The organism is Rhodococcoides fascians A44A (assembly GCF_000760735.1).
GTDB lineage: Bacteria > Actinomycetota > Actinomycetes > Mycobacteriales > Mycobacteriaceae > Rhodococcoides > Rhodococcoides fascians_E.
Genome location: NZ_JMEX01000005.1, coordinates 1,084,592 through 1,096,967, shown reverse-complemented (window position 1 = coordinate 1,096,967; position 12,376 = coordinate 1,084,592). Strand labels below are relative to the sequence as shown.

The following is a 12,376-nucleotide window of genomic DNA, read 5'->3' as shown; positions in this document are numbered from 1 at the left end:
TGAACCACCATGTGTGGAATCGTGGGATATGTCGGCCACCGCCCGGCGTTGGGTGTTGTCGTCGAAGCGCTCAGGCGCATGGAGTACCGGGGCTACGACTCTGCAGGCATCGCCATTCTGGACGGAAACGGCAACACCGCAGTCGAACGCAAGGCCGGTCGTCTCGCCAATCTCGAAGCGGAGCTCGACGAGGTCGGTGCGGAGAAGTTCGTCGGAACGTCGGGCATGGGCCACACGCGATGGGCAACGCACGGGCGGCCGACGGACCGGAACGCGCATCCGCACCGCGACGTGAGCGGCTCGGTGGCGGTCGTGCACAACGGCATCATCGAGAACTTCGGCCCCCTGCGCGCCGAGCTGGAGTCCACGGGCGTCGAGTTCTCCTCCGACACCGATACCGAGGTGGCGGTTCACCTCGTCGCCGCGGCGTATGCAGACGGCCCGACTGCGGGTGACTTCGTCGAGAGCGCCAAGAGGGTTCTCCGTCGACTCGAGGGCGCGTTCACGCTGGTCTTCACGCACTCCGATCATCCGGACACCATCGTCGCTGCTCGTCGTTCCACTCCGCTCGTCGTCGGTGTCGGCAAGGGTGAGACGTTCCTCGGATCGGATGTCGCGGCGTTCATCGAGCACACGCGTGACGCGGTGGAGCTCGGTCAGGACCAGGTGGTCGTCATCACCGCCGAGGGCTACACGATCACCGATTTCGACGGGAGCCCTGCAGAGGGCCGCCCCTTCCACATCGACTGGGATCTCGCTGCCGCCGAGAAGGGCGGTTACGACTACTTCATGCTCAAGGAGATCCAGGAACAGCCGGCCGCCGTCGCGGACACGTTGCTCGGTCACTTCGAGAATCGTCGGATCGTCCTCGACGAGCAGCGACTGTCCGATCAGGAGTTGCGTGACGTCGACAAGGTGTTCGTGGTCGCCTGCGGAAGCTCGTACCACTCCGGCCTGTTGGCCAAGTACGCGATCGAACACTGGACGAGGCTGCCGGTCGAGGTGGAACTGGCGAGCGAGTTCCGGTACCGGGATCCGGTGCTGGACAGGTCGACGCTGGTGGTGGCCATCTCCCAGTCCGGCGAGACTGCGGACACATTGGAAGCGGTGCGGCACGCGAAAGAGCAGAACGCCAAGGTACTGGCTGTCTGCAACACCAACGGATCGCAGATTCCTCGGGAGGCCGACGCGGTCGTCTACACCCGGACCGGACCCGAGATCGGAGTGGCCTCGACCAAGGCCTTCCTCGCGCAGATCACCGCGAACTACGTCGTCGGACTCGCGCTCGCCCAGGCCCGCGGTACCAAGTACCCCGACGAGGTCGCTCGCGAGTACGCCGACCTCGAATCGATGCCGGAGCTGGTGCAGCGAGTGCTCGACACCGTGGAGCCGGTACGGGTGCTCGCGCGCGAGCTCGCCCACACGCCGACGATCCTGTTCCTCGGCCGGCACGTCGGATATCCCGTGGCACTCGAGGGTGCGCTGAAGCTCAAAGAGCTGGCCTACATGCACGCGGAGGGATTCGCCGCGGGTGAACTCAAGCACGGCCCCATCGCGCTGATCGAGGACGGCGTGCCGGTCATCGTCGTGATGCCGTCGCCGAAGGGCCGCGCGGTCCTGCACTCGAAACTGCTGTCCAACATCCGCGAGGTCCAGGCTCGCGGTGCGCTCACCGTCGTCATCGCAGAAGAAGGGGACGAGGCAGTCAGGCCGTTCGCGGACCATCTCATCGAGATCCCCGCCGCTCCGACCCTGCTGCAACCGTTGCTCTCGACGGTTCCGCTGCAGGTGTTCGCAGCCGAGGTGGCACAGGCTCGCGGATACGACGTCGACAAACCTCGGAACCTCGCGAAGTCCGTCACCGTCGAATAGATCCGGCAAGAAGGCATCGTGCGCAGCTACTACACACCCGACCAGGTTCGTGACGCCGAGCGTCCGCTGATGCAGTCACTGCCCGACGGTGCCCTCATGCGGCGTGCCGCGCACGGACTGGCCGGGGTGGTCGCGGCGGAACTGCACAGCAGGACTTCCGGGGTAGTCGGGCGCAACGTGTGCGTGCTCGTCGGATCGGGGGACAACGGCGGCGACGGGCTCTGGGCGGGCGCGATGCTGCGACGTCGGGGCGTGGCGGTCAGCGCTGTGCTGCTCAGCCCGGAGCGCACGCACGCAGCCGGTCTCGCCGCGTTCCGCCGCGCGGGCGGGCGGATCGTGGATTCACCCGGTCGGCCGGACGTCGTCGTCGACGCCGTGGTGGGGATCTCCGGTCGTGGACCGCTGCGGCCCGAGGCCGCCGACGTGGTCTCGCGCGTGTCGGCTCCGATAGTGGCGGCCGACATTCCGAGCGGTGTCGATCCGACAACCGGTGCGGTGGACGGCCCGGCCGTCCGAGCCGACGTGACGGTGGCCTTCGGTGCGCGCAAGCCGGCCCACGTGCTGGCCGTCCCGTACTGCGGCAGAGTCGACGTCGTCGAACTGGGCCTGAAACTCGGATCGCCGTACCTGCGAGCATTCGAGCCGCCCGACGTCGGCGCTCGATGGCCCGTTCCCGCCGCGACCGACGACAAGTACACGCAGGGAGTCGTCGGGGTCCTCGCGGGCAGCGCGCAGCACCCGGGCGCTGCGATCCTGTGCTCCGGAGCCGCGGTCGCTGCGACGTCCGGGATGGTCAGATACGTCGGAAGCGCTGCGGCGGACGTGGTAACGCACTATCCGGAAGTCGTGGCGGCAACCGGAATGAAGGAAGCAGGACGGGTTCAGTCCTGGGTGGTCGGCCCGGGATTCGGCGCCGACACCTCGTCCCGTGACGTGTTGTCGCAGGTCCTGACGTCGGACCTGCCCGTCGTCGTCGATGCCGATGCTCTCACGATCCTGTCGTCGTCGCCGGAGCTGGTTCGCGGACGCACCGCGCCGACGCTGCTGACCCCGCATGCCGGTGAGTTCGAGCGTCTGACCGGTGCGGCTCCCGGCTCCGATCGGGTCTCTGCCGTGCGGGAACTCGCGTCGACGTGGGGTGTGAGTGTTCTTCTCAAAGGTCGCGCAACCGTGATCGCGGGTCCCGACGGTGCCGTGGTGGTGAGCGATGCCGGCGGGTCGGCCGCGTCGACGGCGGGCTCGGGCGACGTGCTGGCCGGGATTCTGGGTGCCCTCCTGGCATCCGGACTGGACACGGTCACCGCGGCAGCTTGCGCGGCGCGGGTCCACGCTTTGGCCGCCGCGACAGCGGCACACGGTCGCGGCGGCGAGTTCGCCGCTCCGATCTCCGCGAGTCCGCTGCTGGGGGCAGTGTCCGACGCAATCCGAACTGTTCGTTCGGTCACAGGGCGTGCGTGATCGTTCACAGATCTCCACGGACCCGATGCACGATCGCGTCGCAGTGGTGGCACTATCGGGTGCTGTGGACAACGTGAGTGCGTCAACGGTGGATGCCGAGGAAGCGGACACCGGTGCGGGCGGGTCGGTGACGATCGACCTCGCAGCAATCGCGCACAACGTCGGTGTGCTTCGTGAACACGCGGAGAACGCCGCAACGATGGTCGTGGTGAAGGCGGACGGATACAACCACGGTGCCGTCCAGGTGGCGCGGACTGCACTCGCGGCAGGTGCCTCCGAGTTGGGAGTCACCACGGTGGGAGAGGGCATCGCACTGCGTGATGCCGGGATCACGGCGCCCATCCTGTCCTGGCTGCACCGTTCGGACACCGATTTCGCGCCCGCACTGACGGCCGGGGTCGGCATCGGAGTGTCCTCGCGCGCACAACTCGCCTCGGTCGTCGACGCCGCACGCCGCGTCGGTACCACCGCGGCAATCACGCTCAAGGTGGACACCGGACTCAACCGCAACGGGATCGAACCACAGGACCTCGACGACGTGTTGACCGTCCTCGGCGGCGCGGTCGCCGAGGGGTCCGTTCACTTTCGCGGCATGTTCTCGCACCTCGCGTGCGCCGACGAGCCCGGGCATCCGCTGAACGACCAGCAGGCGATGGTGCTGCAGGAAAGCGTCGTCAGGGCCGCAGCGGCCGGTGTACGACCCGAGATCGTTCACCTGTCCAACTCCGCCGCCACCGTGACACGGCACGATCTCCGCTTCGACATGGTCAGGCCGGGAATTGCGATGTACGGACTGTCGCCGATCCCCGAACTGGGCCAGTTCGACCTGATCCCGGCGATGACGGTGTCCGCGCAGGTGGCGCTGATCAAGAAGGTGCGGGCAGGAGACAGCGTGTCCTACGGCCACACGTGGACGTCACCCGAGGACACCGTCGTGGCGCTGATACCGATGGGCTACGCCGACGGTGTGCGACGCACACTCAGCGGTCGGTTCGACGTCACCATCGACGGCAGACGGTATCCGTCGGTCGGTCGAGTCTGCATGGACCAGTTCGTCGTGAATCTCGGACCCGACGGCGGATCCGTCGTCGAAGGCGACACGGCGGTGCTGTTCGGCTCCGGCGAGAACGACGCCCCCGTAGCGCAGGAATGGGCCGACGTACTGGACACCATTCATTACGAGGTGGTCACCGGGATAGGCGGACGGGCACGCAGACGCTACGTCGGGTCCGACTCGGCGTCGACCGAGCGACATGCCGCCGACACGACCGAGGAGGTTGCTCGGTGAAGTTGGCCGAGAGCTTCGGGATCTTCGGCAGTGTCGGGATCGCGCTGCGCGAGACTTTGCTGAGGTCCAACAAGGACCCGCTCGCAGGCGAGAACCTCGAGCTGATGGACGCCGACCGAGGATCGATCGTCATCGCCGACGACGGAGTTCCGCTGGCCGTGCGGGAAGTCGGGCCCACCGACGCGCCCATCACCGCAGTGTTCGTCCACGGGTACTGCCTGCGGATGGCGTCGTGGCACTTCCAACGTCAGGCGCTCGAGCAGGAGTGGGGCTCGAAGGTGCGCATGGTGTTCTACGACCAGCGAGGACACGGCAAGTCCGGGATCCCGACGCCGGAGAGTTGCACGATCGCCCAGCTCGGCCTCGACCTCGACGCGGTCATCCGCGCTGTCGCGCCGCGAGGACACCTGATGCTGATCGGGCATTCGATGGGTGGGATGACCGTCCTGTCCATGGCAAGGCAGAAACCCGAACTGGTCCGTGAGCGGGTCGTCGGGGTCGGATTGATCTCGACGACGGCGGCAGGCCTGGCGGAGACAGGGCTCGGTCGCAGCCTCGACAACCCTGTGGTCGACGCGTTCCGGCTGGCCGTACGCACCTCGCCGGGCGTCGTACAGTTCGGCCGCGGCGCGGCGAAGACGCTCATCGCACCGGTTCTGCGCGCGGCGTCCTACGGAACGCGAGTGAGTCCGCGGCTGGTGGATTTCTCGCAGAAGATGATCGACGACACCTCCGTCGTGACCATCGTGAACTTCCTCGAGACGTTGGAACTGCACGACGAGAGCGATGCGCTCGCCGAGCTGCTGCGCATTCCGACGACGGTCGTGTGCGGCGACGACGATTGGATCATTCCGTTCGACAGTTCGGTTGCGCTCGCCGATGCACTTCCGGAAGCCGAGATGGTGCGGATTCGTCAGGCCGGCCACCTCGTTCAGCTCGAATTCCCGGACAAGGTGAACGCCGCACTGGTGCGGCTCGGAACCCGAGCCATGGAGCTGAGGGCACAGCGTCGATCCGGTAGGAGGGGCATTGTCTGACCTCACGGACCCGGGCGCGGACACCGACACGGACATGTTCGACGGCACCGAGCGCCTTCTCGAGACGGCGACCGACACCGAAGCGTTCGGACAGCAACTCGCCCGGCACCTGACCGCCGGTGACCTCGTTGTTCTCGACGGCCCCCTCGGTGCGGGCAAGACCGCGATGACACGCGGCATCGCGGCGGGTCTCGGCGTCCAGGGACGTGTCAGCTCACCGACGTTCGTCATCGCTCGCGAGCATCGACCGGGCCGGCGGGGCGAGGGCCTCGATCCGGTGACGTTGGTTCACGTCGACGCGTACCGACTGGGGATGACCGGCGAATCCGCGCTCGACGAGTTGGATGCGCTCGACCTCGATTCCGACCTCGCAGACGCCGTGGTCGTCGTCGAGTGGGGAGAGGGATTGGTGGAGAAGTTGGCCGATTCCCACATCTCCGTGCGCATCCGTCGTGATCCGGAGTCCGACACTCGTCGTGTACAGGTGCGGCGGATCGCCCAGCACTGACCCGCCGTGCTCGTGCGGGTACTCTGAGATACCGTGCTCGTTCTCGCCGTCGATACCTCCACGCCCGCTGTGACCTCCGGTGTCGTCCGATTCGAGGGCGGTGTCGCGCACACCCTCGCAGCCCGAGTCGTCGTCGATGCCAGATTGCACGCTGAGGTGTTGACGCCCAACATTCTCGAATGCCTCGCCGAGGCAAACCTGACGCCTGCAGATCTCGATGCCGTCGTCGTCGGCGTCGGCCCTGGTCCGTTCACCGGCCTGCGCGTCGGAATGGCAACCGGCGCGGCATTCGGTGATGCACTCGGCGTCCCGGTGCACGGCGTGTGCAGTCTCGATGCCATCGCGGTGCAGGTCGACACCGTGGCCGAGCTGCTCGTGGTCACCGACGCACGCCGCCGTGAAGTCTATTCGGCGCGGTACCGAGCCGGCGTGCGAGTGTCGGGCCCGGACGTGGGTGCCCCCGCTCTGGTCGATCCCGGTGACGCAACCATGGTCGCCGGATCTGCGGGGCATGTCGGATTGTTCGATCTCCCTGCGGCAGAAGCCGAGTCGCCCACACCCGCGAGTCTGGTCCTGACGGCGGCCGACGGTTTGACGTCGGGAATCACCCCCGAGCCGTTGATCCCGCTGTACCTGCGCAGGCCCGATGCCAAGACGATCGCCGAGCGCGAGGCCGCAAAGGCAGCAGGCCGATGAGCGTCGACATCACCCCGATGGTCCGGTCGGATGCGCCGCGGTGCGCCGAACTCGAGGGCATCCTGTTTCCGGGTGACGACCCGTGGACCGAACAGGCGTTTCTCTCCGAACTCGCTGCGCCGCACAATCGTTACTTCGCGGCGCGAGAAGACGGAGAGCTTCTGGGGTACGCCGGAATCGCGTTGCTCGGACACGGCACCTCGGCGGAATCCGAGGTGCACACCATCGGTGTCGACCCGAGCGCGCATCGCCGCGGAATCGGTGGCGCCCTCATGGACCGACTGCTGAGCGAAGCGGATGCTCACGGCGGTTCGGTTTTTCTCGAGGTGCGCACCGACAACGCACCCGCGATCGAACTGTACGTCCGAGAAGGCTTCGTGGTGGTCGGCACCCGCCGCAACTATTACCAACCCAGTGGCGCAGATGCTTACACGATGCAACGGCCCGATCCGAGGGCAGGTGCAACCGCATGAACGTGATGGGGATCGAAAGTTCCTGTGACGAAACAGGAGTCGGCATCGTTCGATGGAAGGACTCGGGAGTGTGCGAACTCCTGGCCGACGAGGTCGCCTCCAGTGTCGACGAGCACGCGCGCTACGGCGGCGTCGTTCCAGAGGTGGCGTCCCGCGCGCACCTGGAAGCAATCGTTCCGACGATGCGGCGTGCGCTCGCCGCGGCCGACCTGGATCGACCGGACGCGGTGGCCGTCACCATCGGACCCGGTCTCGCCGGAGCGCTTCTGGTGGGAGTCGCTGCAGCGAAAGCCTATGCGGCTGCCTGGGGTGTGCCGTTCTACGCGGTGAATCACCTCGGTGGACACGTCGCCGTCGACACGCTCGAACACGGGCCGATGCCGTCCTGCGTGGCGCTTCTGGTCTCCGGTGGCCACACACATCTTCTGCACGTGAACGATCTGGGCGAGCCCATCGTCGAGTTGGGGACGACCGTCGACGACGCCGCGGGGGAGGCGTTCGACAAGGTGGCCCGGCTGTTGGGCCTGGGCTACCCGGGTGGTCCGGCTCTGGACGACGCTGCGCGGCAAGGGGATCCGACCGCCATAGCGTTCCCTCGGGGTATGACCGGACCGCGCGATGCTCGATACGACTTCTCGTTCTCCGGGGTCAAGACGGCCGTGGCCCGATTCGTCGAAGCCAGGCAGCGAGCGGGAGACGCCGTTCCGGTCGCCGACGTGGCCGCCTCGTTCCAGGAGTCGGTCGCCGATGTGTTGACGATGAAGGCCGTGCGCGCCGCGACCGACGTCGGTGTCGACACCATCGTCCTCGGTGGTGGCGCCACGGCCAACTCACGCATTCGATCTCTCATCGGGTCGCGCTGTGAGCAAGCAGGTTTGACGCTCAGGATTCCACGACCGCGGCTGTGCACCGACAACGGTGTCATGATCGCGGCGCTCGGCGCCCACCTCGTCGCGCGAGGGGCCGAGCCGTCGGATCTGCGGGTGGCCACCGACCCGGGACTGCCCGTGTCCACCAGTCGGATCACCGCTGCCCGATAGCGAACTGTCCGGTCACGCAGTCGGCGTCGTCGCTCCGCCGGCCGTGTCCGATTGTGTGGTCGACGACGTGCTCGGAGCGCGCGACGGCGTCGGTTGCGCAGTGTCCTCGTCCGAAGCCCCGGCGTTCGGCGGGGGCGACCATACGGTGGTGGGAGGGCTCAAGCCCGGGGTCGTCGGCGTTCCGTTGACATCGGTGGTCGGGATACTCCCCGGAGTCGACGGAGGAGGGCTGAGTTCGGTAGACCCACCCGGTGCCGAGGTGGGCGGCTGAGGTGTTGTCACTGGCAGCGTCGTCACCGGCGGGGTGGTCACCGTCTCGCCCGGATCGTCGGTCGGCGGGGAGTCCACTCCGCCGCCGGGCGGTGATGTCGGAGACTGCGGCGCGGGCCGGGTCGTCGACTGCTCCGGCGGGCTGGCCGGCCACGGTATGACGGGGAGATCGGGAGCCGGACGCAGCGACGGCGTCGTCGATGGTCGGGTGGTGCTGCCCGACGTGTACTGCGTCGAGTCGACGACCGGCGGCCGAGGCGATCCGGTGCTGGGCGCGGCCGAGGAGCCGCGGGTGCCGGTCGGCGGCGCACCGATCGGGTTGTCGTCTCCGGCGGGAACGTTCACGGCCTCGACGTCCTCGGACGTCGTTGCGGCCGAACCCGCGGGCGAAACGCCGGAATCGTTGCTGGGAGTGAGAGTCTGGATTCCGTAGGCCAAGACGATTCCGCCGACGAGCAAGGCCCCCGCGAGCGCAGTGCCGTAACGGCCGAACGACCGCGCACTCGAACCTCTACCGTCGGTGACGGTAGGAAAACGTCCTGGGGCGGCGTGCAACGCAAGCAGGGCCGCGCCCTGCGCGAGGACGGTGTCCGGGTCGGACGGGAGGATCACCGGAAGATCCAGCACCGACACGAGAACGGCGCGGATGGACGGGATGCGAGCCCCTCCACCGATGAGGACGACCGCCTCTGCATCGGCACCTGCGGATGCCGCGACTCGGCGTGCGAAGTGTCCGACCTTCACCACGTGTGGACGTAGTGCGGTCTCGAACTCGTCCCGGCCGTCGTCGCTTCCACCGCGTTCGAGAAGATCCCACTCCAGACGGTCCGCGAGATCACCGCCGAACTGCGACGTGCGTTCCGCATGGCGAACCTCGCCGGAGGCTGTGTCGATGACCGACGCGGTGGTCCCGGTGGCGCCGACGTCGACGACGGTCACCGTCCGGTAACGCGCGATCGAGCCCGCATCGTCGAGAAACGCATGCGCGGCGGCCGTCTCGGGCACGAGTACGACGGTATGGGTGGAGCGTCCGCACGCCGACCTGATGGATGCGGCGTGGTCCTCGGTGCGGTGGGTGACCGCGATGGCCTCGGGACGAACCCGCTCACCCGTGTGGGCACCGACGCCGTCGGGCGGCGGAGCGAGGGCCAGCACGACATCGATTGCCGACGCGACCAGATCGCCGACGTCGGTGTTGACCTCGCTGTCGGCGGAGACGGTGCGGTATTCGACCGTGCGGGAACCGTTGTCCTCTTCGATGACCAAAGCGGCACAGACGACCTCGGTGCCGGTGGATACGCCGATGGCAGTCCTCACCGTCCACCTCCCGTCCTGTCGGTCCCGTGCTGTGCCTGCGTTCGCTTCTTACGTCCGGTGGACATATCGGAGTCTCGTTATCTTAACGTTACAGAAGCGCCCAAGCGAATGTGAAACGCAGCACCGCCCCTGCGTCGAGGGGCGGCAGGCCTCCACACGTGCGTACGAAAGTTTCCCCTGGCCTACATTTCCGCTCACAACGGCTGGTGAGTGCCGTGGTCGACGGGGTTTCGCTGCGGGCGTACGACTCGCCGACGGCCTTGCACCCTTAGGGGTTGAGTGCTGGCACTCGCGTGTATAGAGTGCTAGACAGCGATGCGCGAAGTCCCGGAACCCGCGACGACGGGAACAAGCGCAGAGCAGTGAACGTGCAGTACAAACACAGCAGTCCGGGGATCCGACCCCGGACGCGTACCCCATAACAATGGAGGGCTCAACGTGGCGAGCGTGAAAATCAAGCCGCTCGAGGACAAGATCCTCGTCCAGGCCAACGAGGCCGAGACGACGACCGCCTCCGGTCTGGTCATCCCCGACACAGCCAAGGAGAAGCCTCAGGAAGGCACCGTCGTCGCTGTCGGCGAAGGCCGTGTCACCGAGAAGGGCAACCGGATCCCGGTCGACGTCAAAGAAGGCGACACCGTCATCTACAGCAAGTACGGCGGCACCGAGATCAAGTACGCCGGCGAGGAGTACCTGATCCTGTCGGCACGTGACGTGCTGGCTGTCATCGCCAAGTAGGCCGTAAACGCTTCCCGCCCCGGAACCCGATTTCGATTCGGTCCCGGGGCGGAGTGCGTTCAATCGAGTTCACTGACTCGAAGGAGTAATACCGAAACATGGCAAAGCAAATCCAATTCAACGAGGAAGCCCGCCGGGCCCTCGAGCGTGGCGTCGACAAATTGGCCGACGCCGTCAAGGTGACGCTCGGACCGCGCGGACGACACGTGGTGCTCGCCAAGGCATTCGGTGGCCCCACGGTCACCAACGACGGCGTTTCCATCGCCCGCGAGATCGACCTCGAAGACCCGTTCGAGAACCTCGGCGCGCAGCTCGTCAAGAGCGTCGCCACCAAGACCAACGACGTTGCGGGCGACGGCACCACCACGGCCACCGTGTTGGCGCAGGCACTCGTGCGCGGGGGCCTGAAGAACATCGCGGCGGGCGCCAACCCGATCGCACTCGGTTCCGGTATCGCCAAGGCGGCCGACAAGGTTGCCGAGGCACTGCTCGCGGCAGCGACACCCGTCGAGGGCAAGGAAGCAATCGCGCAGGTCGCCACGGTGTCCTCGCGTGACCCGGAGATCGGCGAGCTCGTGGGTGAAGCACTCACTCGCGTCGGCGCCGACGGCGTCGTCACCGTCGAGGAGTCCTCGACGCTGAGCACCGAGCTGTCGGTCACCGAGGGCGTCCGCTTCGACAAGGGCTACCTGTCGCCGTACTTCGTCACCGACGTCGACTCGCAGCAGGCAGTGCTCGAGGACGCCTACGTCCTGCTGCACCGCGACAAGATCACCTCCCTTCCCGACTTCCTTCCCCTGCTGGAGAAGGTCGCCGAGAGCGGAAAGCCTCTGCTGATCATCGCCGAGGACACCGAGGGTGAAGTCCTGTCCACGCTGGTCGTGAACTCGATCCGCAAGACCATCAAGGCAGTTGCAGTCAAGGCACCGTTCTTCGGCGACCGCCGCAAGGCGTTCCTCGACGACCTGGCTGTCGTGACGGCCGGTACGGTCATCACCGCCGATGTCGGCCTCAGCTTGAAGGAAGCAGGCCTCGAGCTGCTCGGAACCGCTCGCCGCGTCGTCGTCACCAAGGACGACACGACGATCGTCGACGGTGCAGGCACGCAGGCGGACATCGACACCCGCGTCGCCCAGCTGCGTCGTGAAATCGAAGCAACCGATTCCGAATGGGACCGCGAGAAGCTCGAAGAGCGTCTGGCGAAGCTGTCCGGCGGAGTTGCCGTCATCAAGGTCGGCGCGGCAACCGAGACCGAGCTGAAGGAACGCAAGTTCCGCGTCGACGACGCCGTGAATGCAGCCAAGGCTGCTGTCGAGGAGGGCATCGTCCCCGGCGGCGGTTCGGCACTGACACAGGCTGCGTTGTCGCTCGCGGACAACCTCGGTCTGACGGGTGACGAAGCGACCGGTGTCGCTGTTGTGCGTACTGCACTCAACGCGCCGCTGTTCTGGATCGCCACCAATGCGGGCATCGACGGATCCGTCGTGGTCAGCAAGGTCGCGGCACTCGACAAGGGCCACGGCTTCAACGCCGCGACCCTGACCTACGGTGACCTGCTCGCCGACGGTGTCGTCGATCCGGTCAAGGTGACCCGTTCTGCGGTCGTCAACGCAGCGTCCGTTGCGCGGATGATTCTCACGACCGAGAGTGCTGTCGTCGAGAAGCCTGCCGAGGAAGAG

At 67.0% G+C, this 12,376-nt stretch carries 11 protein-coding genes; 10 read left to right on the top strand and 1 reads right to left on the bottom strand.

The genetic code is table 11. The features are described 5' to 3' along the window. Positions 1-9: 9 nt before the first annotated feature. Genes glmS through tsaD form a run of 8 tightly spaced genes read left to right on the top strand, consistent with a single transcriptional unit; the run spans position 10 to position 8,372 of the window. Complete coding sequence (gene glmS, locus BH95_RS08915) at positions 10-1,872, top strand: glutamine--fructose-6-phosphate transaminase (isomerizing) (protein ID WP_026347516.1); 1,863 nt, start codon at positions 10-12, stop codon at positions 1,870-1,872. A gap of 18 nt (positions 1,873-1,890) precedes the next feature. Continuing rightward, entirely contained in the window at positions 1,891-3,330 is a 1,440-nt protein-coding gene (locus BH95_RS08910) for a bifunctional ADP-dependent NAD(P)H-hydrate dehydratase/NAD(P)H-hydrate epimerase (protein WP_037181600.1), read from the top strand. After that, the gene (gene alr / locus BH95_RS08905; protein ID WP_037157529.1) at positions 3,323-4,618 is read left to right on the top strand and encodes an alanine racemase; all 1,296 of its coding nucleotides are present in this window, start codon (positions 3,323-3,325) and stop codon (positions 4,616-4,618) included. Before BH95_RS08910 ends, alr begins: the two co-directional genes overlap by 8 nt. Next, positions 4,615-5,655, top strand: a complete 1,041-nt coding sequence (locus tag BH95_RS08900) for an alpha/beta fold hydrolase (RefSeq protein ID WP_037144569.1) — start codon at positions 4,615-4,617, stop codon at positions 5,653-5,655. The genes alr and BH95_RS08900 overlap by 4 nt, the downstream gene beginning before the upstream one ends. Before the next feature lie 34 nt (positions 5,656-5,689). Then, positions 5,690-6,163: a tRNA (adenosine(37)-N6)-threonylcarbamoyltransferase complex ATPase subunit type 1 TsaE gene (gene tsaE / locus BH95_RS08895; RefSeq protein WP_026347517.1), complete on the top strand. Its 474-nt coding sequence runs from the start codon at positions 5,690-5,692 to the stop codon at positions 6,161-6,163. A 33-nt stretch (positions 6,164-6,196) separates the two neighbouring features. Further along, complete coding sequence (tsaB, locus tag BH95_RS08890; RefSeq protein ID WP_037157531.1) at positions 6,197-6,859, top strand: tRNA (adenosine(37)-N6)-threonylcarbamoyltransferase complex dimerization subunit type 1 TsaB; 663 nt, start codon at positions 6,197-6,199, stop codon at positions 6,857-6,859. Beyond that, entirely contained in the window at positions 6,856-7,332 is a 477-nt protein-coding gene (gene rimI / locus BH95_RS08885) for a ribosomal protein S18-alanine N-acetyltransferase (protein ID WP_037181598.1), read from the top strand. The genes tsaB and rimI overlap by 4 nt, the downstream gene beginning before the upstream one ends. Next, a complete protein-coding gene (gene tsaD, locus BH95_RS08880; RefSeq protein ID WP_037144573.1) occupies positions 7,329-8,372 on the top strand; it encodes a tRNA (adenosine(37)-N6)-threonylcarbamoyltransferase complex transferase subunit TsaD in 1,044 nt (347 codons plus the stop codon). Before rimI ends, tsaD begins: the two co-directional genes overlap by 4 nt. 12 nt (positions 8,373-8,384) lie before the next feature. On the opposite strand, the gene BH95_RS08875 is transcribed toward tsaD, so the two are convergent. Continuing rightward, positions 8,385-9,959, bottom strand: a complete 1,575-nt coding sequence (locus tag BH95_RS08875; protein ID WP_037181597.1) for an Hsp70 family protein — start codon at positions 9,957-9,959, stop codon at positions 8,385-8,387. A gap of 438 nt (positions 9,960-10,397) precedes the next feature. On the opposite strand from BH95_RS08875, the gene groES reads away from it, so the two are divergent. Then, the gene (groES, locus tag BH95_RS08870) at positions 10,398-10,697 is read left to right on the top strand and encodes a co-chaperone GroES (RefSeq protein ID WP_008718149.1); all 300 of its coding nucleotides are present in this window, start codon (positions 10,398-10,400) and stop codon (positions 10,695-10,697) included. A 98-nt stretch (positions 10,698-10,795) separates the two neighbouring features. After that, on the top strand, positions 10,796-12,376 hold a 1,581-nt coding region (groL, locus tag BH95_RS08865), incomplete at its 3' end, for a chaperonin GroEL (RefSeq protein ID WP_037181938.1).